Here is a 19,305-nt window from a genome sequence, read left to right on the forward strand (position 1 = left end):
GAGGAGAACACCAGCATGAAGCAACACAGGATCACCGGAGCCGCGGCGTTCGCGGCGGTCGCAGCCCTCGCGCTCTCCGGTTGCGCATCGTCGGAGGGCGGCGCATCAACCGAGGGCGCGGCGGACCTGACGCCGATCACCTTCGCCGTCACCGACCAGACGCTCTCGGCCGCGACCGCGAGCTACGCGACCGTGCCGATCGATCTCGGCTACTTCGCAGACGAGGGGCTCGACGTCACGATGCAGCCCGTCGAGACCGCGCTCTCGGGTGTGCAGTCCGTCGTCTCGGGCAACTCGGTATGCACGTACGCGTCCGTCGCCACGGCGCTTCCCACGGTGGCGGGCGATCCGTCGATCACCATCGTCGGATCGACGGCGGGCAACATGTTCCGAGTGGTCGCACCGAAGTCGAAGGGATTCACGTCGGTCGCCGATCTCGAGGGCAAGACGATCGGCAGCAACTCGGCGACGGCGACGGGCATCAACTACGCGATCGGCGGCATGGAAGCTGCCGGCGTGAGCGCGTCGAAGGACCAGTTTCTGCCCGTAGGGTTCGGCGCGCAGACAGCGCTCGCGTTCCAGCAGGGCGAGATCGACGCGTACTCGGCGTGGGACAGCCCGAACCTCGTCGTCGAGTCGCTGCTCGATGAAGAGCTCGTCAATCTCGACTCCGTGATGAACGACCTCAACGGCACGTCCACGTTCGTCTGCTCCACCGAGGCCGTGGAGAACGACCCGGAGATGATCGCGGGGATCTGGCGCGCGTTCTACAAGGGCGCGGTCTTCGCCGAGGAGAACCCTGAGGCTTCGATCAAGCTGCACTGGGAGCGCTACCCCTCCGCGAAGCCGACCGAGGGCACTGACGAGGAGCAGCTCGCGCTCGCGGTGCGGCAGCTCTCGACGCGTCTCGAACTGACCGGCGGTCAGGGCAACTCGGGCCAGTACGGGTTGCAGACCGACGAGGACCTGCAGCAGATGGTCGATCTCCTGACCGAGTACGGCGTGATCGAGGGCGAGGCTGCCGACTACGACGTCGCCACGCTGTTCAACCACGACCTGACGGATCAGATCAACGACTTCGATCCCGAGGCGATCCGGCAAGAAGCGAAGGAATACACGGCCGAGTAATGCGGGGATGCGCGTGACCGGCGCGCATCCCTCTTCCGCAATCCACACATCGAAAAGGTGCGCATGTCCGACCTCGTCGCGAACACCATTGTCACGCAGCTCGAACTTCGCGGGGTGCCCCGCGTCTATCAGGTGCCGGGGGAGAGCTTTCTCGGGCTCCTCGACGCCCTGCGGGACTCGCCCATCGACCTGATCACCGCTCGCCACGAGGGCGGGGCCGGATTCATGGCCGTTGCAGAGGCCCGGCTCACGGGCCGCGCGGGCGTCGTCGCGGTGACGCGCGGGCCGGGCGCAGCCAACGCGTCGATCGCGATCCACACCGCCTATCAGGACTGCACCCCGCTCGTCGTCTTCGTCGGGCTGATCTCGACCCATGTGCGCGACCTCGAATCGTTCCAGGAGTTCGACCTCAAAGCCTGGTTCGGGAGCACCGCGAAGGCCGTGTTCGTCCTGGATCATCCCGCGAGCGCGGCCGAACGCGTGGCGCGGGCCTTCGAGATCGCCGAATCCGGCCGCCCCGGCCCCGTGGTGGTCGGACTGCCGGAGGAGGTGCTCGTGCAGCGCGCCCCAGGCGTGGTCCCGGTACCGCGGACCGAGCGGCCGCCGCTCGCGCTCACCGCGGCGTCGGTCAGCGCAGCGGTCGGCGCCATCGATGCCGCCGAGCGACCCGTGTTCGTCGTCGGCGGTGACGGCTGGAACGCCGAAGCGGCAGCGCTTCTGCGCCGCGTCGCCGAGCAGGCGGGCATTCCGGTCGTCTCCGACTTCCGCGCTCACGACGCGTTTCCGCACGAGTCCCCAGCGTGGGTGGGCAGCCTCGGCTTCGGCCGCAACGCAGGAGCGGCGGAAGCCTACGGGTCGGCAGACCTCGTGTGCTACCTGGGCACGGTGCGCCGGGATGTGCTCTCGGACGAGTACACGCTCGGAGGCGACGAGAGCTGCACGATCGTGGTGAGCCCGGACGCCGACCTGCTCGGACACGAGGGCCAGGTCTCACTGCAGTACGTCGCCGACCCTCAGGACTGGCTGCGAGCGCTGACGTCGGTGCGCGCGGCGACTCCGGCGCGGATCGATCGCCTGCAGCGCGAGCGGGCCGCCTATCTCGAATGGAGCACTCCGGCGGCCGAGCGCACCGGGGAGGACGAGTGGCGCGGATCCGTCTTCGGGGAGATGCAGCGCCAACTCCCCGAAGACGCCATCATCACGGTCGGCGCGGGCAATTACGTCATCGGCGCGCTCCGATACCTGCACCACCAGCACCCGCGCACCTTCATCGGGCCCAGGAACGGGGCGATGGGGATGGGCGTTCCGGCCGCCGTCGCGGCCTCGCACGTGCACCGCGGCCGCACCGTGGTCGCGCTGGCGGGAGACGGGTGCTTCGGCATGAACGGTCAGGAACTCGCCACGCTCCAGGCGACGGGCGGGCGGGCGATCATCATCGTCTTCGACAACGCAGGCTTCGGCACGATCCACTCCCACCAGGAGCGGCACTTCCCCGGTCGTCCAGCAGGGACGTCGCTCACGAATCCCGACTACGCGTTGCTCGCACGCGCGCACGGCATCGAAGCGAGCGCGATCAGCGATGTCGCCGACTTCGGGCCGGCCCTCCGACGCGCGCTCGCCGCCGACGGATCGACCCTGCTCTGGGTGCAGCTGCCGCCCGTCCCGACCGGTGCCGCGCTGCCGGCCGGTGGTCGCGAGCAGCCGTCGGGGGTGCGCGCATGAACGCCGTCCACGCGTCGGTCGAGCACGTGCTCGACGCCGCTCATGCAGCCTTCGCCGACTGGCACCGGCAGAGCGTCGCCGCGCGAGCGCAGGTGCTGGCGCGCGCTGCGAGGCTCTACGAGCAGCGCGCCGACGCCCTCGCCGAGCAGATGGCGCTCGACATGGGAAAGCCGATCGCGCAGGGTCTCGCGGAGGTGCGATCGTGCATCGCGATCCTCTCGTACTACGCGGACAATGCCGCCGACCTGCTCGCACCCGAGCTCATCGCGCACGAAGACGGGAACCAGGCAGAGGTGCGACTGCAGGCGATCGGCGTCGTGCTCGGGGTCATGCCGTGGAACTACCCGCACTACCAGTTGATCCGGTGCATCGCGCCGAACCTGCTGCTCGGGAACGCCGTCGCGTTCAAGCACGCATCGATCTGCGGGGGGAGCGCGGCGCTGGTCGAGGCGCTCTTCAACGATGCCGGGGCCCCGCGCGGTCTGGTGCGCGACACCGGGTTCACGCATGCGGAGGTGTTCGCGGCGATCGCGCATCCGCTCGTCTCCGGCGTCTCGTTCACCGGCGGAGAACGTGCGGGTGCCGCGATCGCGGAGGCGGCGGGCGCCGCATTGACGAAGGTCGTCCTCGAGCTCGGCGGCAGCGACCCGTTCATCGTGTTCGATGCGTCGCGCGCACGCGAACTCGCGAGGCTCGCCGCGACGATGCGGCTCTCGAACGCCGGGCAGACGTGCGTCTCGCCCAAGCGGATCATCGTGCGACGCGATCTGCTCGACCAGTTCGTCGATGACTTCGCCGCGGAGTTCTTCTCTGCGCTCCCCGGGGATCCATTGGACGGCGAGACCCGTCTCGGTCCGTTGTCGAACGAGACGGCCGCTGATGAGTTGCGCAGCGCGGTGCGAGCGGCGCAGCAGCAGGGTGCCGAGGTGCGGGGGTCGTTCGAGCGCGACGACGAGGACCCGCGCCGCTTCGCTCCCGTCGTGCTGCTCGAGCCGCTCCGCGAGCTGCCGGTCTGGCATGAGGAGCTGTTCGGCCCCGTCGCGATGATCGTCGGCGCCGACACGATCGACGAGGCGATCGAGCTGGCCAACGATTCGCCCTACGGCCTGGGTGCGACGGTGTTCGCGGATACGGCGGAGGCGGCCGAGCGGTGCGCGACCGAGATCGTCGCCGGCATGGTATCGATCAATCGCCTGAAGGGCGGCAGCCCCGCGCTGCCGTTCGGCGGGGTGAAGCGCTCCGGGTTCGGGCGCGAGCTGGGCGCGCAGGGGCTCCGGGAGTTCTCGAATCAGAAAGTGGTGGTGATCGACCGGGGGTAGCGGCTCGAGGCGCGAATGCCGCCGGCTTCGGTGAGTGATTCGGCTTCGGTGAGTGAACTTCGTGCCGGACGGTCTCGCCGGGGCGGCACACCTGCAAAAGCATCGCAGTCCGATGTAATACGTGCTAAGGTCTCTCTCGTGAGCGAGAAACTTTCCGAGAATGGTTCAGGTGCCGATGCGCTTGCTCTCGATCTCACCCGCGTCACCGGGCGATTCGCCCGCGTGGCCGGCCGCGTCGCCGGCGGCGGCTTCTCGCTCATCGCTTGGCGCGTGCTCGCCGAGCTCGAGCAGGCGGGCCCCATGCGCGTCAGCGCCCTCGCGCATCAGCAGCACGTCGCGCAGCCCTCGATGACGGGTCTCGTGCAGCGCCTGGAAGGCGAGGGCTGGGTGAACCGCGCCCCCGACCCCGCCGACGGGCGCGCCACGCTCGTCTCCGTCACGCCCGCGGGAGTGGAAGCACTCGAGGAGTACCGGGCGGCCGCCGCAGCACGGGTGCGCCCGCACCTCGACGCGCTGTCCGACTTCGACCGGGCCACGCTCGCGCGCGCCGCGGAGCTCATGCAGCAGATCGGCGACGGCATCGACGCCCGCCCGGGCTAACCCGTCTCCCGTCCCGATCACCGCATGAACCGCGCGCCGAGCGCGCCAGACCACCAGGAGCAGATCACGTCCACCACCGCTGAATCACGACCGGGCACCGAGTCCACACCCGTATCGTCGCCCGCCCAGAAGACGTCGATCCTGCGCCAGCCCACCGCGGTGTGGGCGATCGCCTTCGCATGCGCCGTTTCGTTCATGGGCATCGGGCTGGTCGACCCGATCCTCCCCGCGATCAGTCACGAACTCGGCGCGAGCCCGAGCCAGACCATGCTGCTCTTCACGAGCTACCTCTTCATCACGGGCGCTGCGATGTTCTTCACGAGCTGGGTGTCGAGCCGCCTCGGCGTGAAGCGCACGCTCCTCGCCGGGCTGGTGCTCGTCGTCATCTTCGCCGCGCTCGCCGGGGCATCGGCGTCGGTCGACGCCATCATCGGGTTCCGCGCAGGCTGGGGCCTCGGCAACGCGCTCTTCATCTCGACCGCGCTGGCCGCGATCGTCGGAGCGGCCTCCGGCGGCGCTCGGCAGGCGATCGTGCTCTACGAGGCAGCCCTCGGCGTCGGGCTCGCGGTCGGACCGTTGGTCGGCGGAGTGCTCGGCTCGGTGTCGTGGCGCGGACCGTTCTTCGGCACGGCGGCGCTGATGGGGGTCGCCCTCATCGCGATCCTCGTGCTGCTGCGTCAGCCCAAGCCGGCACCGCCCGCCGACGCGGCCCCGCCCGCCGAGCGGGTGTCGATCCTCGCCGGTTTCCGGGCGTTGCGCAATCCTGCGCTGCGATCGCTCGCGCTCGTCGCGCTGTTCTACAACTTCGGATTCTTCGTGCTGCTCGCCTACAGCCCCTACCCGATGGAGGCCGCAGCGCATTCGCTCGGGCTCGAATTCGGTGCGCACGAGCTCGGCCTCGTCTTCTTCGGCTGGGGGCTCGCGCTCGCGATCACCTCCGTGCTCGTGGCCCCGGCGCTGACTCGCCGCTTCGGCCTTCGACCCGTGCTGTTCTCGATGCTCAGCGGGCTCACCGTCTGCCTCGTGCTGCTCGGCTGCTTCACCGGATCGCTGACCGGACTCGTCGTGGTGGTCATCGTCAGCGGGCTCTTGCTCGGCGTCATGAACACTGCGCTGACCGAGGCCGTGATGGAAGCGACGGATCTGCCCCGGAACGTGGCATCGTCGACGTACTCGGGTGTGCGATTCATGGGAGGCGCTGTCGCGCCCGCGGTCGCAGGGCCGATCTCGGAAGCCCTGGGCGCCGGTGCGCCCTACTGGTTCGGCGCCGCGGCGACCGGCATCGCCATGGTCATGCTCGGGATCGCGGGTCGTCACGTCGCCCACATCGGTCGCCCGCACGAGACCCCGGTGGAGGAAGCGCAAGACATCACGTCGGGCGACGCGTAGCCGAGGTGCACCGGGCGCCCCCGGTTCTCGGCGGTGTCGGCGGCGTCCGCCACAATAGAGGCATGGCTGAAACCGCGATCCCGCTCTTCCTTGACTGCGACCCGGGCATCGACGACGCCATAGCGATCGCCTATCTGCTGTGCCAGCCCGACGTCGAGATCGTCGGGATCGCCGCGAGCGGCGGCAACGTCTCGACAGAGCAGGTCGTGCGCAATACGCACGGCTGGCTCGCCCTCGCCGGGCGCACCGACCTGCCGGTCTTCCGCGGCGCGGTGCACCCCCTCGCGCAGACGGCGACGGCCGCGCGTGAGGAGGCGGAAGCGGCGACGGGCGCCCGCGCCTCGTCTGACGCCGCCGCGGACCCGGAGTACGCGGAGGTGACCCACGGCGATACCGGATCGGGGTACGCGACGCTTCCGCAGCCGACCAGCGCCACACGAGACGCCAGCGCTGCGCAGGCCTGGGTCGATGCGGCGAGAGCGCGCCCAGGCGAACTCATCGGCGTGATGATCGGCCCCGCCACGAACCTCGCCCTCGCCCTCGAGATCGCGCCCGAGCTGCCCCGGCTGCTGAAGCGGCTCTTCGTGATGGGCGGAGCCTTCAACTACCGCGGCAACACGCACCCGACGACGGAATGGAACGTGAGCTACGATCCGGAGGCCGCCGCCCGTGTCTTCGCCGCGTTCGGCGAGGCCTACGTCGCTGGTGAGGCCCCGTTCCCGCCGGTGATCGGGCCGATCGAGGCCACTGAGATGGTCGAGATGACGCCCGAGCGCCTCAGCCGCATCGTCGATGGAGCGCACCGCGCGTCGCCTCGATGGCGTGCGCTGCTGCACGAGATCGGGGAAGCGCTGCGGTTCTACTTCGAGTTCCACGAGGAGGACGGCCACGGCTACCTCGCGCACATCCACGACCCGTACGTCGCGGCGACGGCGGTGCACTGGGCGCGGAGCGCGGCAGCGTCCGTGCCGCCGATCCGCGGTGCGGGTGCCCCGCGCGACCCGGCCGAGGTGCAGGCCGAATCGCGCGGATCGGCGACGGCTGGCAGAATTCCCTGGGCGGAGACGGCGATCGCTCCGGTCGATGTGGAACTGACCGGAACGCTGACGCGCGGCGAGACCATCGCCGACTGGTTGGGTCGATGGAACCGACCCGCGAACGCGGAGATCATTCGTCGCGTCGACGCCGCACGCTTTCTCGACCACCTCACTGACACCCTGATGGAAGGACCGCAGCATGACCGCACGCGATAGCGTCTCTGGGCAGGGGCTCATCACCACGATGAGTCCCGGAGAAGCCCGCCCCACCGCCCCGAAGTGGGCGTACCTCCTCACCGCCGCCGGCGCGGTCGTGATCATCGCCACCTACGTCGCGGTGCTCGTCACGCAGCCCGCAACGCTCGGGCAGGACCTCGGCAACACCACCCTCTGGGTCATGGTCGGCTATCTCGCCGGTGCAGCGCTCATCGCCGCCGGCACGCTGCCGCTCATTCCGCGCAGCATCTTCGCGCTCATGCCGATCGCCATCGCCCTGAACATCACCGTCGGGCAGATCGTCGGCACACTGACTCCCATCCCGCTCTACCTCGACTCGCTCGGTTCTGTCATCGTCGGCGTGCTCGCCGGCCCGGCAGCCGGGGCACTGACAGGCGTGCTCGGCAATCTCATCTGGGGCGTCACCATCAACCCCACAGTCATCGCGTTCACCGCCGGTGCCGCCTTCATCGGCGCCGCAGCCGGCTGGGCCGCCCGGCTCGGCGCATTCCGGGCCGCATGGTGGGCCGTGCTCGCCGGAGCGATCGCGGGGATTCCCGGGGGCGCACTGGGCGCTCCCGTCGCGGCTTTCGTGTTCGGCGGAGGCCTCGGCGTCGGCACCGGCGGCATCGTCGCGACGCTGCAAGCGGCAGGGCTCGAGATGCTGAACGCGACCACGGTGCAGAGCCTCGCCTCCGACACCGCGGACAAGGCGATCATCTTCCTGCTCGCCTTCCTCGTCCTGCGCACCCTGCCGAATCGCATCGTCAGCAGGTATCCGCTCGCCATGCGCTCGCTCTCCGCCAGGCGCGCGACGACGCCCGGCGTCTCCGGCTGACCATGGAGGATCGCCCGTTCGCCGCTGACCTGGTCGTGAACGCGGGCAGCGACCCGATCGGTGCGGCGAACGGGCGACCCGGGATCCGCCGTGCGAGCCTGCTGCACCCGGCCACCGAGCTCGTGCTGCTCGCCTGCGCGCTCGTGCTCACCTACGGTATTCCGTCTCCGATCGTGCCGGCGGCGCTGCTCGTCGTGGCCGCCACGATCGCTGCGTGCTCTCCACGTGTGCGCTTCGCTCGCTGGAGCGCGACCGTCGCAGTGCTGGCCGTGCCGATGCTCATCATGGTCGGCATCATCCAGGGGTTGTTCTACCCGGGCGACGACCTCGAGGTGCTGTGGCGCTGGGGTGCGGCAGCGCTCACCGTCGAAGGGCTCTCCGTCGCTCTGCAGCTCTGGTTGCGGGTCGCGGCGATGATCGCCGTCTGCGCCCTCTTCGCGTTCGGCTCCGATTCTGCGCGCACGTTCGACGGCATGATCCGTCTGCGCCTGCCGCTCGGCATCGCATACGTCTGCGCGACCGCGCTGAGCCTGATTCCCCTGCTGCGCGATCAGGTGTCCCACGCGCTCTCGGCGAGAGCGGCCCGAGGCTGGAACACCGCCCGGCTCCGCACGCGGGTGCGCCTCATGCCCGGCATCATCGGTGGCCTGCTGACGGCTTCGCTCGTCCAGCTCGACCAGCGGCACGACACCCTCGAGCAGCGGGGATTCGGGCGATCCCCGCGGCCGGCCGAGTTGCAGGATCACGCCGACGGCGCGCTGCAGCGCGCGCTCCGGTGGGGGGCGCCGATCTCGACGATACTGCTGGTGGCCGCCGCGCTCGGCGGCGTGCTGCAGGCGCCGACGGCATCCGAGCTGCTGGGGGTGCTCCGTGGCTGACACCCCGGTGCTGTCGCTCACGGGGGCGGGTTTCGCGTTCCACGGCGCCGAAACGAGCGCGCTGGCGAGCGTCGATCTGAGTATCGGCCCGGGCGAGATGCTCGCCGTGCTCGGACCTCAGGGTGCGGGCACCTCGACGCTCTGCCGACTCGCGGCCGCGCTCCTCGGCGATCGCGGGGCGACGTCGGGCTCCCGAGCCGTGGGCGGCAGCGTCGCGATGCTCGGCGACGACCCCGAGGCCCAGCTGACGGGCATGACGAGCTACGTCGATGACGAGGTGCGACTGCCCGCACGGCTCGCAGGCAGTGCACGCCCCGTCGACATCCGCGCCGCCCTCGACATGTTCGGCATGCAACGATTGATCGGCCGGCGCCTCGACACCCTCTCGGGAGGCGAACGGCAGCTCGTCGCCCTCGCAAGTCTCATGACGCTCGGACCGTCACTGCTCGTGCTCGATCAACCCGCGCTATCGCTCGACCCCGATGCCCGGCAGCGGCTCTCGCGAGCGCTTCGACGCTTCCGCGCATCCGGAGGCGCCGTGCTGCTCGCCGGGCACCAGTTCGACGAACTGGCGGAGACTGCGGATCGCGTGCAGTTCCTGCGGGCCGGTCGCATCGTCGATAGTGCGCACCCCGGATCGCTCACGGATGCGCTGCTGGCCGAGCACGGGGTCTGGAGCACGGTCGGAGGCGCCCGCCCTGGTGGCGTCTCCGAGGAGCGCGAGCCCCCGTCGACTGAGGCCGCGTTCCTTGGGCGCGATCTCGACGCGCCCGGACTGCATGTGCACCGCCTCACCGTGGTGCGCGGGAGGTCGACCGTGTTCCAATCGTTCGACTGCAGTGTCGCTCGCGGCGAGGTGGCGACGATCGTGGGCCCGAACGGAACCGGAAAATCGACGTTGCTCCGTGCCATCGCCGGGATGCTCGACGCCGACCCGACGGTGCGCGTCGCGGGTGAGGTGCACGTCGGTCGCACCGAGTTGCACGGCCTGCCGGCGCACCAGCGCGCGCGGTGGGTGGGCTGGGTGGGTCAGGATCCCGGCGCGCAGCTCTCGTCCGCGACGGTGCAGACCGAACTCGAGCGCGCCGTGCCGCTGCCCCCTCACCGGCGCCGAGATCGCGCGCAGCTTCGATCGGATCGCGCAGCGGCGGTCAGCCGAGTGCTCGAGCGGACCGGGCTCGCCGAGAACGCCGGCGAGCATCCCTACGACCTCGCGCCGGCGCAGCGCAAAGATCTCGTCATCGCATCGGCGCTGCTGCTGCGGGCCGAGGTGCTCCTCCTCGACGAGCCCACGCTCGGGCGAGATCTTGCCGGGATGCGCCGTCTGGAGCGCGTGATTCGCGAGTTCTCCGCCGCGGGAGGTGCCGTGGTCGTCACGACGCACGACCTGCGGTGGGCCGCGCGCGTCGCCGCGCGCACCGTGCGCCTCGGGTGAGAGATCCCACTTCGGTGAGACCGAGAGGCCGGAATCGGCCTCACCGAAGCCGGATCTCTCACCGAAGCGCTGGCGCACCGGCGCCACCGGGCGCGGTGCCCGAACGCGCTGCGTTCGAGCTCAGCGCCCCACCCCGCGCTGCGCTCCGTGGGCTGGCGCTGTGGCGCCACCGGGCGCGGTGCCCGAACGCGCTGCGTTCGAGCTCAGCGCCCCACCCCGCGCTGCGCTCCGTGGGCTGGCGCTATGGCGCCACCGGGCGCGGTGCCCGAACGCGCTGCGTTCGAGCTCAGCGCCCGCCCGTCGCAAGCTTCATGAGGTCGCTGTCGAAGTCGATGCCGAGCTCGGTTCCCCCGGCACTGCCGTAGGAGTGCTGATAGGCGCCCCACGTCTCGCCGCGCACCGCTTCACGGAATCCGCCGTCCACGAGGGCGACGAGCTCCGTCGCAGCGCGCTCGATCCGCTTGCCGAAGTCGCGGCTCGTCCAGTCATCGGGAGCCGCGAAGAGGCCGGTCGGCACGGTGATGGTGCGGAGGTACGCGAAGAGCCCGCGCAGCTGGTCGTCGACGACGAGCGCATGCCGGGCACTGCCGGCCGTCGCTCCGAGCACGACGGGCGTGCCGATGAGGAGGTCGTTGTCGAGCACCTGGAAGAAGGCGGTGAAGAGCCCGCTTGCGCCGGCCTTGTACACGGGGGTCGACGCGACGATCGCGTCGGCGTCGCGCATGATGTCGCTGGCCGCCTGCAGCGCGGGGGAGACGTGCTGGGTGACGAGCGCCGTCGTAACGTCTTCGGCGAGTGCACGGAGATCGACGAAGCGAACGCGCAGTTCGATGCCGCGCTGCGCTGCGAGCTTCGCTGCGGCTTCTGCGACGCGGTTCGCGAGCATCGTCGTGGTCGACGGGTCGCTGGTGCCGGCGCTCACGACGGCGAGGGTGCGCGGGAGAGCGGTCGAAGCCTCTGGCGAGAGAGCGGCTGATCCTTCAAATGGTGTGTTCATGGGGTGCTCCTCAAGGAACGCGGTGGGAATGACAGGGTGAGAGACGATCAGTCGGGTGCGTCGCCGGTGACGAGCTTGCCGGCGAGGCGGCGCAGATCGTTCAGCTCTGGGGCGGTGAGCGCGGAGCCGAGCTGCCGTGCGACGCTTTTCGCGTGCGCCCGCCCGACCTGCTGCTGCAGGCGCTCCCCCTCGGGGGTGAGGCTGAGCAGCACGGCGCGGCCGTCTTGGGGATCGGGCTCACGCGCGATGAGCCCCCGCGCGGCGAGGCGCTCCACCATGCGTGAGAGCGCGGGCTGGCTGAGCAGTACGCCGCCCTGCACATCGCACATGCGCATGGGCTCACCGCGTTTGGAGAGCGTGTAGAGCACGTCGTACTCGCGCATGCTGATCTCCGACCACATGTGCTCGGCGGCGAAGGTGTGCATGAGCGCCGCGTGCGCCGACATCACCGATTCCCAAGCCTCGTTCGCGAGGCGCACATCGATACGAGTGGGCTGTTCCATCTCGCGTTCTCCTTCATCCTGCGGGTCTGACTGGGTAGAGGAGGGGTGCTGCCGCAGCAGCGCCCCTCCGCGAACGGACGGGGGATCAGGCGACCCCGAACGCCGCTCCCCGCTTCGCGGGTGAATCCTGGTACGGAGAACCCCCGGTGACATTGTCACCCCGATTCGCGTTCGGGCGGGGCTGACGCGGCGCCGCGTCGCCGTACTTGGCGGTGACGAGGTCGGCGTGAGACGGGGCTTCTGCGACCTCTGGGCCGCGGTCCTTCGCCATCTCGGCGCGCAGCACCGGGAGCACCTCCGAACCGAAGAGGTCGAGCTGCTCGAGCACGGTCTTCGTGGGGAGGCCTGCGTGATCGATGAGGAACATCTGACGCTGGTAGTCGCCGAAGACATCGCGGAATCCGAGCGTCTTATCGATGACCTCCTGCGGGCTGCCCACGGTCAGGGGCGTCTGGCTGGCGAAGTCCTCGAGCCGCGGCCCGTGGCCGTACACGGGGGCTTCGTTGAAGTAGGGGCGGAACTGCGACATCGCGTCCTGCGAGTTCTTCGCCATGAAGGCCTGCCCGCCGAGGCCGACGACTGCCTGCTTCTGCGTTCCGTGCCCGTAGTGCTCGAAGCGCTCGCGGTAGAACCGGACGAGGCGGAGGGAGTGCTCGGAGGGGGCGAAGATGTGGTTCGAGAAGAATCCGTCACCGTAGTAGGCGGCCTGCTCGGCGATCTCCGGGGTGCGGATCGAGCCGTGCCACACGAACGGGGGCACGTCGTCGAGCGGGCGCGGCGTGCTCGTGAAGCCCTGCAGCGGGGTGCGGAAATTGCCGTCGTAGTCGACGACGTCCTCGCGCCACAGACGGTGCAGGAGGTTGTAGTTGTCGAGCGCGAGGGGCAGCGCCGAGCGGATGTCCTTGCCGAACCAGGGGTACACGGGCGCGGTGTTGCCGCGTCCGAGCATGAGGTCCATACGGCCCTTCGCGAGGTGCTGCAGCATCGCGTACTCCTCGGCGATGCGCACCGGGTCGTTGGTGGTGATGAGCGTGGTGCTCGTGGAGAGCTTCAGCGTCTTCGTCATCGCCGCGATGTAGGCGAGGAACGTCGTCGGGCTCGAGGAGAAGAAGGGCGCGTTGTGATGCTCGCCGACGGCGAAGACGTCGAAGCCCACCTCTTCGGCGTGTACGGCGATCTCCGCGAGTCCCTGGATGCGTGCGGCCTCGCTCGGCGTCTCGCCCGAGACCGGGTCGCGGGTGACGTCGCTGACCGAGAAGATCCCGAATTCCATGATGTGCTCCTGTGTGTCTCGTCTTCTACGCCATTTATATGCGCCTGCATACAAATGTAACACGCGAGATGCTGGTTCATTCCCGATATCTTGGAGGCAATGGATGACACGGATCGCGGCGCCGCTGCCCGCGCAGAATCGCGTGGCCGTCGCACCCTCCGCTACGCCGTCGGCGGTGTCGCTCTCGCTGCGCTCATCGTCGCTGCAGGCGCGGCCGTCCTCGTCGGGACGGGCCAGGGGAACGGGGGAGGGCCGTCGCCGGCGCACGTGACCGACTCGTCGCCCCGTCGCCCGCCCCGCCCCCGACTGCGGCGGGCAGCGCGCTGCCGGCTGCCGATGCCGCGTGGCTCCAGCGGGTCTCCGGCGCAGCGGACATTCCCGAGCGGGCCCTCCGCGCATACGCGATGGCGGCGTTGACGCTCGCAGACGAGCAGCCGGGCTGCCGGCTCGGCTGGAACATGCTCGCAGGCATCGGCAAGATCGAGTCCGAGCACGGCAGCATCGACGGCGCGAGGCTGCTGCCGAGCGGCGAGACGACGCCACGCATCATCGGCGTGCCGCTCGATGGCACCGATTTTCTCGCGACCCCAGACACCGACGGCGGCGCCATCGACGGTGATGCGCAGTGGGACCGCGCGGTGGGGCCGATGCAGTTCATTCCGAGCACGTGGGACGTGTTCGGCCGCGACGGCAACGGCGACGGGCGCATCGAGATCGACCAGATCGATGACGCGGCTCTGTCAGCTGCAGCGCTGCTGTGCGACCCGGGACTCGACCTCACAGTCGGCGAGCACTGGATCGCGGCACTCGACGGCTACAACCCGAGCGCGTCGTACAACAACGACGTGGCAGACGCCGCCGAGTACTACGCGCAGTTCGGCTAGCGGCTGCTGAGATGCGCGCGGGCGGTGCCGGATCCGCAGATCCAGCACCGCCCGCGCCTCGCAGGCGGCCGTTCTACTCGCTCAGCAGCGCCTGAATTCGGCGGACACCCTCGACGAGCGCCTCGTCGCCGAGTGCGTAGCTGAAGCGCAGGTACCCGCTCGGGCCGAACGCCTCGCCGGGAACGGCAGCGACCTCGGCTTCGGAGAGGATGAGGTCCGCGAGCTCCAGCGACGTCTCGGGCGTGACGCGCCGATAGGTCTTGCCGAGGGCCGACGTGACGTCGACGTAGGCGTAGAACGCACCCTCGGGCGTCGGGCAGTGGAATCCGGGGACCTCGTTGAGCTCGGCGACGATCAGCCTGCGCCGACGATCGAAGGCCTGCCGCATAGCCTCGATCGGCTCCTGCGGACCCGTGAGCGCCGCGATCGCAGCGCGCTGCGCGATGTTGTTGACGTTCGAGGTCAGATGCGACTGCAGGTTCGACGCGCCCTTGACGATGTCGGCCGGGCCGACCATCCACCCGAGGCGCCAGCCCGTCATGGCATAGGTCTTCGCGACGCCGTTGACGAGGATCGCGCGATCCTGCAGCGCGGGGACGGCCTCGACGATGGAGACCGCGCGCACGCCGTCGTAGGTGAGGTTCTGGTAGATCTCATCGGCGATGATCCACAGCCCGTTGGCCTGCGCCCACTCGCCGATCGCGCGCGTCTCCTCCGGCGAGTAGACGGCGCCGGTCGGGTTGGAGGGCGATACGAAGAGCAGCACCTTCGTGCGCTCGGTGCGCGCCGCTTCGAGCTGTTCGACCGTGACCTTGTAGTGCTGTTCCGCTCCTGCGAAGACCTCCACGGGAACGCCGTCGGCGAGCTGGATCGCCTCGGGATAGGTGGTCCAGTACGGTGCGGGCAGCAGCACCTCGTCGCCCGGATCGAGCAGCACTTGGAAGGCCTGGTAGACGGCCTGCTTCCCGCCGTTGGTGACGACGACCTGGGAGGGCTCGACCGCCCAGCCGGAGTCGCGCGCGGTCTTGTCGGCGATCGCGCGCTTGAGATCGGGAAGGCCCGCAGCTGCGGTGTACCGGAAGTTCTTCGGATCATCGAGTGCGGAGCGGGCCGCGTCGACGATGTGCTGCGGCGTGGAGAAGTCTGGTTCACCTGCCGCGTAACTGATGACGGGGCGACCCTCGGCCTGCAGGGCTTTCGCCTTCGCATCGACCTTGAGCGTCGCCGACTCGGCGATTGCGGAGATCTTCTTTGATAAACGGGAGATGTGGCTCACGATTCGATCCTATCCCCGGGCGGCGCCGTGCGGGTGCGATCCCACGGGATGCGGAGGATCGCCCGCCCGCGCCGCAACGCGGTGCCGGTCCGGCGAGTCGCAGCCCCGAGCCACGACGCGCCCGGGAGCACCCCGCTCGGTTCGACAGCGCCAGGCGGATCGCGTAGAGTGTTTCTCGGTAGTTGACTTCTGCCAAAATTTCCTATGCCGCCAGGGCTGGGAGATTGGGTTGAACACACCATAGGGCAGTGGCGCAATTGGTAGCGCAGCGGTCTCCAAAACCGCAGGTTGCAGGTTCGAGTCCTGTCTGCCCTGCCAAACCCGTTCGGCGCGAAAGCGCCGAACGGGGGCAACGGAAAGGACATGCGAGTGAGCAGCACCGAAGTTGAGGAGAGCGGCGGCCTCGTCGAGCGCGCCAAAGCCGATCGCGCCGCGAAGCGCAACTGGTTCAGCCGCATCATTCTGTTCATTCAGCAGGTCATCGCCGAGCTGAAGAAGGTCGTCACCCCGACCCGCAAAGAACTCATCAACTTCACCCTCGTCGTGATCGCCTTCGTGCTGATCATGATGGCGTTGGTGTGGGTACTCGACCAGGCGTTCGGATTCGTGACGGTCTTCCTATTCGGAACGACGCTCGGCTGATCAGCCGCCGAACGAACCGACCGTAGAACAAGGAAAGCAAGTAGAGATGACGAGCGAGAACAATACCCCCGAGGCAGACCTCGACGCGGCACTCGACGCACTGGTGCAGTCGACGGACCCCGATGTGGACGCTGCCGTGGAGGACGCGCTCGACATCGATAGCGCTGAAGAGGCCGAGGCTGCCGCCAGCGCGATCGTCGACGAGGAGTCGGAAGAAGAGACCGATGAAGACGGCGAGACCGCCGTCGATCCCTACAAGGCCTTCAAGAAGGATCTGCGCCGCCGTCCCGGGAAGTGGTTCGTGATCCACACCTACGCCGGCTATGAGCGCAAGGTGAAGTCGAACCTCTGGAACCGTCGCGAGACGATGGGCGCGGTCGACGACATCTTCGAGATCCAGGTCCCCATGGAAGAGGTCATGGAGGTCAAGAACGGCCAGCGCAAGATGGTGACGCGCGTGCGCATCCCGGGCTACGTGCTCGTTCGCATGCATCTCAACGAGACCACGTGGTCCGTCGTGCGCCACACCCCCGGGGTCACGGGCTTCGTCGGCAACGCTCACAACCCCGTCCCGCTGCGCATCAACGAAGCGTTCGAGATGCTCAAGAGCACCGTCGAGCTCGAGCCCGCCGCCACGGCGAAGGGCAAGGCCGCCGCGAACGCCGCAGCTCAGGGCAACGTCGAGATCGACTTCGAGGTCGGCGAGACCATCACGATCAAGTCGGGCTCCTTCGAGGGGCTGCCCGGCACGATCAGTGAGATCAACCCCGCTGCTGGGAAGCTCACGGTGCTCGTCTCGCTCTTCGAGCGCGAGACCCCGGTCGAGCTGAGCTTCGATCAGGTCACCAAGATGGTCTAACCCCCAAACTGCAGGAAAGCCCCGCTTCGGCGGGGCTTTTTGCATGTTGCCTCGTTACGGTGAGCCCATGCACACGGGCGGAGCTGAAACACGGGCAGGCGGCGCTGTGCTCGGAATCGCAGCGGCGCTCGCCGTGCTCGGCATCGCAGAACTCGTCGCCGCGTTCGTGAACCCCCGCTCGTCACCCGTGTTCGCCGTCGGGTCGCTCGCGATCGACCTCGCGCCGAGCTGGGTGAAAGACAGCATGATCTCCCTCTTCGGCACCGCCGACAAGGTGGCGCTGTTCGTCATCCTCGGCGTCGTGCTGCTGGTGCTCGCCATCGTGGCAGGTGCGGTGGAGGTGGCCTGGCGCGGGTTCGGGATGGTGGTCCTGATCGGGGTCTCCGCCGTCGCGCTGCTGGCGATTCTGACGCGCGCGGAGGCCACGCCGCTGTGGGCGCTGCCGACGGGGCTCGGGACGATCGCAGGACTCTGGGTGCTGCATCGCGGCCGACCGAAGGCTGTCGCGTGGCGCGCCGCAGTCGTCTCCCGGAACGCCGAATCGGCGCCCGCTGCCCTGCGAGACGAGCCGGGGCCGCATCGGTCGGCCGGAGTCGTGCACCCGAAGCAGCGCAGTGCGAAGTTCGAGAGGCGCAGCTTCCTGGTCTTCGTCGGCGCGACCTCGGCGGCCGCCCTGATCGTCGGCGTCGGTGCTCGGGTGAAGAACGCCGGCAGCGCCGCATATCTCGCGGCGCGATCGGCGATCAGGCTTCCGGCCCCGGCAACGGCGGCCCCGGCGGTCCAGGCGGGCGCGCAACTCGATGTACCAGGAATCAGCCCGCTGATCACTCCGAATGCGGATTTCTATCGCATCGATATCGCGCTGCAGGTGCCGAGGATCGACCCCTCCGCCTGGAGGCTCGAGATCAGCGGCCTCGTCGACACCCCGATGACCATCACCTACGACGAGCTTCTCGCGCTCCCGCTCGAGGAGCACATCACCACGATCGCGTGCGTGTCGAACACCGTCGGCGGCGACCTCATCGACACGGCGACGTGGCTCGGGTATCCGATTCGCGAGCTCCTCGAACGCGCGGGGGTCTCGCGCGACGCCGATATGGTGCTGTCTTCCGGGCCGGACGGCTTCACGGCCGGCACGCCCCTCGAGACGCTCACCGACCCCGACCGCTATGCGCTTCTCGCGGTCGGGATGAACGGCGAGCCGCTGCCGGCCGAGCACGGGTTCCCCGCGCGCCTGATCGTTCCCGGCCTGTACGGATACGTCTCCGCGACGAAATGGGTCACGCGTCTAGAGGTGACGCGGTTCGCCGACGCGGAAGGGTACTGGACCCCGCGCGGCTGGTCGGAACTGGGGCCGATCAAGACGGCGTCGCGCATCGACACCCCGCGCTCCGGCGCGAACGCATCGGGCGACACCATCGCGATCGCGGGAGTGGCATGGGCGCAGCACACGGGTATCGACCGGGTCGAAGTGCAGGTCGACGGCGGCGAGTGGCAGCAGGCGACGCTGGCCTCAGCGATCTCGGACGACACGTGGGTGCAGTGGACGCTCGCCTGGCCGTCGAGCCCGGGGCGGCATACGGCGCGCGTGCGGGCGACCGACAGATCGGGCTACACGCAGACCGCGGCAACGGCGCCGCCCCCACCGAACGGTGCGACGGGTTGGGACTCGGTCGAGTTCACCGTGTGACCCGGGTGGTTCACCCAACCGTCCCGCGCCCCCAGGTGCGCGATCCTGTTTCATCGGGTAGACTCGACTGGTTTGCGTCTGCGAACGCCCCTGGCGTGCGTCGATGCGGACGAGTACCGCATCCGGAACGGCCGGACTCGCGGGAGAGCTCGCACTGCCGTGCGAGCTCGATGGAAAGGAAACAATCATGGCTAAGGTCAAGAAGGTTACCGGTCTGATCAAGCTTCAGATCCCGGCCGGTGCAGCCAACCCCGCACCTCCCGTGGGTCCGGCGCTCGGTCAGCACGGTGTCAACATCATGGAATTCTGCAAGGCGTACAACGCTGCAACGGAATCCCAGCGCGGCAACATCGTTCCGGTGGAGATCACCGTGTACGAGGACCGTTCGTTCACGTTCGTGCTCAAGACCCCGCCGGCAGCCGAGCTGCTGAAGAAGGCGGCAGGCGTGCAGAAGGGCTCCGGCACTCCGCACACCGTCAAGGTCGCGAAGGTCACCGCAGAGCAGGTTCGCCAGATCGCCGAGCAGAAGCAGGCCGATCTCAACGCGAACGACATCGACGCTGCGGCGAAGATCATTGCGGGCACCGCTCGCTCCATGGGCATCACGGTCGAGTAAGGG

General features: G+C 69.2%; 19 protein-coding genes and 1 tRNA gene. 16 read left to right on the forward strand and 4 right to left on the reverse strand.

The features are described 5' to 3' along the window. The first annotated feature begins 15 nt into the window (after positions 1 to 15). The 9 genes from JSQ98_RS13045 (at position 16) to JSQ98_RS13085 (ending at position 10,562) form a co-directional block, all read left to right on the forward strand. Complete coding sequence (locus tag JSQ98_RS13045; protein WP_090146623.1) at positions 16 to 1,128, forward strand: ABC transporter substrate-binding protein; 1,113 nt, start codon at positions 16 to 18, stop codon at positions 1,126 to 1,128. A 63-nt stretch (positions 1,129 to 1,191) separates the two neighbouring features. Further along, positions 1,192 to 2,850, forward strand: a complete 1,659-nt coding sequence (locus tag JSQ98_RS13050) for a thiamine pyrophosphate-dependent enzyme (RefSeq protein WP_211650054.1) — start codon at positions 1,192 to 1,194, stop codon at positions 2,848 to 2,850. Continuing rightward, positions 2,847 to 4,169, forward strand: a complete 1,323-nt coding sequence (locus tag JSQ98_RS13055; protein ID WP_211650055.1) for an aldehyde dehydrogenase family protein — start codon at positions 2,847 to 2,849, stop codon at positions 4,167 to 4,169. Before JSQ98_RS13050 ends, JSQ98_RS13055 begins: the two co-directional genes overlap by 4 nt. A 138-nt stretch (positions 4,170 to 4,307) precedes the next feature. Then, positions 4,308 to 4,769 carry a MarR family winged helix-turn-helix transcriptional regulator gene (locus JSQ98_RS15305; RefSeq protein WP_346728797.1) on the forward strand — a complete coding sequence of 154 codons (462 nt, stop codon included), beginning with the start codon at positions 4,308 to 4,310 and terminating at the stop codon, positions 4,767 to 4,769. Positions 4,770 to 4,793: 24 nt separating this feature from the next. Next, positions 4,794 to 6,158, forward strand: coding sequence for an MFS transporter (locus JSQ98_RS13065; protein ID WP_211650057.1), 1,365 nt, complete (start codon positions 4,794 to 4,796; stop codon positions 6,156 to 6,158). Between the two features lie 62 nt (positions 6,159 to 6,220). Next, the gene (locus JSQ98_RS13070) at positions 6,221 to 7,411 is read left to right on the forward strand and encodes a nucleoside hydrolase (protein WP_211650058.1); all 1,191 of its coding nucleotides are present in this window, start codon (positions 6,221 to 6,223) and stop codon (positions 7,409 to 7,411) included. Further along, on the forward strand, positions 7,395 to 8,249 hold the full coding sequence (locus tag JSQ98_RS13075) for a histidine kinase (RefSeq protein ID WP_211650059.1): 855 nt from the start codon (positions 7,395 to 7,397) through the stop codon (positions 8,247 to 8,249). The genes JSQ98_RS13070 and JSQ98_RS13075 overlap by 17 nt, the downstream gene beginning before the upstream one ends. A gap of 2 nt (positions 8,250 to 8,251) precedes the next feature. Continuing rightward, the gene (locus JSQ98_RS13080; protein ID WP_211650060.1) at positions 8,252 to 9,127 is read left to right on the forward strand and encodes an energy-coupling factor transporter transmembrane component T family protein; all 876 of its coding nucleotides are present in this window, start codon (positions 8,252 to 8,254) and stop codon (positions 9,125 to 9,127) included. Further along, a complete protein-coding gene (locus JSQ98_RS13085; protein ID WP_211650062.1) occupies positions 9,120 to 10,562 on the forward strand; it encodes an ATP-binding cassette domain-containing protein in 1,443 nt (480 codons plus the stop codon). The genes JSQ98_RS13080 and JSQ98_RS13085 overlap by 8 nt, the downstream gene beginning before the upstream one ends. A gap of 286 nt (positions 10,563 to 10,848) precedes the next feature. Here JSQ98_RS13085 and JSQ98_RS13090 read toward each other — a convergent pair whose 3' ends face one another. From JSQ98_RS13090 to JSQ98_RS13100, 3 genes are all read right to left on the reverse strand, one after another. Beyond that, positions 10,849 to 11,559: a CE1759 family FMN reductase gene (locus JSQ98_RS13090; RefSeq protein WP_211650063.1), complete on the reverse strand. Its 711-nt coding sequence runs from the start codon at positions 11,557 to 11,559 to the stop codon at positions 10,849 to 10,851. Between the two features lie 47 nt (positions 11,560 to 11,606). Next, positions 11,607 to 12,062 carry a MarR family winged helix-turn-helix transcriptional regulator gene (locus JSQ98_RS13095; protein ID WP_211650064.1) on the reverse strand — a complete coding sequence of 152 codons (456 nt, stop codon included), beginning with the start codon at positions 12,060 to 12,062 and terminating at the stop codon, positions 11,607 to 11,609. 85 nt (positions 12,063 to 12,147) lie between these two features. Further along, positions 12,148 to 13,335: a CE1758 family FMN-dependent luciferase-like monooxygenase gene (locus JSQ98_RS13100; protein ID WP_200330117.1), complete on the reverse strand. Its 1,188-nt coding sequence runs from the start codon at positions 13,333 to 13,335 to the stop codon at positions 12,148 to 12,150. A gap of 103 nt (positions 13,336 to 13,438) precedes the next feature. Here JSQ98_RS13100 and JSQ98_RS13105 point away from each other — a divergent pair, with 103 nt between their 5' ends. Together JSQ98_RS13105 and JSQ98_RS13110 are read left to right on the forward strand one after the other, a co-directional pair. After that, entirely contained in the window at positions 13,439 to 13,606 is a 168-nt protein-coding gene (locus JSQ98_RS13105; RefSeq protein WP_211650065.1) for a hypothetical protein, read from the forward strand. A 133-nt stretch (positions 13,607 to 13,739) separates the two neighbouring features. Further along, the gene (locus tag JSQ98_RS13110) at positions 13,740 to 14,219 is read left to right on the forward strand and encodes a lytic murein transglycosylase (RefSeq protein ID WP_211650066.1); all 480 of its coding nucleotides are present in this window, start codon (positions 13,740 to 13,742) and stop codon (positions 14,217 to 14,219) included. 73 nt (positions 14,220 to 14,292) lie between these two features. On the opposite strand, the gene JSQ98_RS13115 is transcribed toward JSQ98_RS13110, so the two are convergent. Next, a complete protein-coding gene (locus tag JSQ98_RS13115; RefSeq protein ID WP_211650067.1) occupies positions 14,293 to 15,495 on the reverse strand; it encodes a pyridoxal phosphate-dependent aminotransferase in 1,203 nt (400 codons plus the stop codon). 242 nt (positions 15,496 to 15,737) lie between these two features. Between JSQ98_RS13115 and JSQ98_RS13120 the strand changes: the two genes are divergently transcribed. From JSQ98_RS13120 to rplK, 5 genes are all read left to right on the forward strand, one after another. Next, positions 15,738 to 15,813 (forward strand) — tRNA-Trp (locus tag JSQ98_RS13120). 51 nt (positions 15,814 to 15,864) lie between these two features. Further along, the gene (gene secE / locus JSQ98_RS13125) at positions 15,865 to 16,137 is read left to right on the forward strand and encodes a preprotein translocase subunit SecE (RefSeq protein WP_090147422.1); all 273 of its coding nucleotides are present in this window, start codon (positions 15,865 to 15,867) and stop codon (positions 16,135 to 16,137) included. A gap of 46 nt (positions 16,138 to 16,183) precedes the next feature. Next, the gene (gene nusG / locus JSQ98_RS13130; RefSeq protein WP_090146651.1) at positions 16,184 to 16,996 is read left to right on the forward strand and encodes a transcription termination/antitermination protein NusG; all 813 of its coding nucleotides are present in this window, start codon (positions 16,184 to 16,186) and stop codon (positions 16,994 to 16,996) included. Positions 16,997 to 17,063: 67 nt separating this feature from the next. Further along, the gene (locus JSQ98_RS13135) at positions 17,064 to 18,686 is read left to right on the forward strand and encodes a molybdopterin-dependent oxidoreductase (protein ID WP_249290835.1); all 1,623 of its coding nucleotides are present in this window, start codon (positions 17,064 to 17,066) and stop codon (positions 18,684 to 18,686) included. Between the two features lie 187 nt (positions 18,687 to 18,873). Next, positions 18,874 to 19,302 carry a 50S ribosomal protein L11 gene (gene rplK, locus JSQ98_RS13140; protein WP_090146655.1) on the forward strand — a complete coding sequence of 143 codons (429 nt, stop codon included), beginning with the start codon at positions 18,874 to 18,876 and terminating at the stop codon, positions 19,300 to 19,302. Positions 19,303 to 19,305 lie beyond the last annotated feature (3 nt).

This window comes from Leucobacter manosquensis (assembly GCF_018304845.1).
GTDB classification, from domain to species: Bacteria; Actinomycetota; Actinomycetes; order Actinomycetales; family Microbacteriaceae; genus Leucobacter; species Leucobacter alluvii.

Excerpts from the sequence above, each read along its gene's own strand:
- JSQ98_RS13080 (WP_211650060.1), top strand. The coding sequence starts at position 8,252 with ATGGAGGATCGCCCGTTCGCCGCTGACCTGGTCGTGAACGCGGGCAGC.
- JSQ98_RS13050 (WP_211650054.1), top strand. The coding sequence starts at position 1,192 with ATGTCCGACCTCGTCGCGAACACCATTGTCACGCAGCTCGAACTTCGC.
- rplK (WP_090146655.1), top strand. The coding sequence starts at position 18,874 with ATGGCTAAGGTCAAGAAGGTTACCGGTCTGATCAAGCTTCAGATCCCG.
- JSQ98_RS13095 (WP_211650064.1), bottom strand. The coding sequence starts at position 12,062 with ATGGAACAGCCCACTCGTATCGATGTGCGCCTCGCGAACGAGGCTTGG.
- JSQ98_RS13100 (WP_200330117.1), bottom strand. The coding sequence starts at position 13,335 with ATGGAATTCGGGATCTTCTCGGTCAGCGACGTCACCCGCGACCCGGTC.
- JSQ98_RS13075 (WP_211650059.1), top strand. The coding sequence starts at position 7,395 with ATGACCGCACGCGATAGCGTCTCTGGGCAGGGGCTCATCACCACGATG.
- JSQ98_RS13090 (WP_211650063.1), bottom strand. The coding sequence starts at position 11,559 with ATGAACACACCATTTGAAGGATCAGCCGCTCTCTCGCCAGAGGCTTCG.
- JSQ98_RS13070 (WP_211650058.1), top strand. The coding sequence starts at position 6,221 with ATGGCTGAAACCGCGATCCCGCTCTTCCTTGACTGCGACCCGGGCATC.
- JSQ98_RS13045 (WP_090146623.1), top strand. The coding sequence starts at position 16 with ATGAAGCAACACAGGATCACCGGAGCCGCGGCGTTCGCGGCGGTCGCA.
- nusG (WP_090146651.1), top strand. The coding sequence starts at position 16,184 with ATGACGAGCGAGAACAATACCCCCGAGGCAGACCTCGACGCGGCACTC.
- JSQ98_RS13065 (WP_211650057.1), top strand. The coding sequence starts at position 4,794 with ATGAACCGCGCGCCGAGCGCGCCAGACCACCAGGAGCAGATCACGTCC.
- JSQ98_RS13135 (WP_249290835.1), top strand. The coding sequence starts at position 17,064 with ATGCACACGGGCGGAGCTGAAACACGGGCAGGCGGCGCTGTGCTCGGA.
- JSQ98_RS13105 (WP_211650065.1), top strand. The coding sequence starts at position 13,439 with ATGACACGGATCGCGGCGCCGCTGCCCGCGCAGAATCGCGTGGCCGTC.
- JSQ98_RS13110 (WP_211650066.1), top strand. The coding sequence starts at position 13,740 with ATGGCGGCGTTGACGCTCGCAGACGAGCAGCCGGGCTGCCGGCTCGGC.
- JSQ98_RS13055 (WP_211650055.1), top strand. The coding sequence starts at position 2,847 with ATGAACGCCGTCCACGCGTCGGTCGAGCACGTGCTCGACGCCGCTCAT.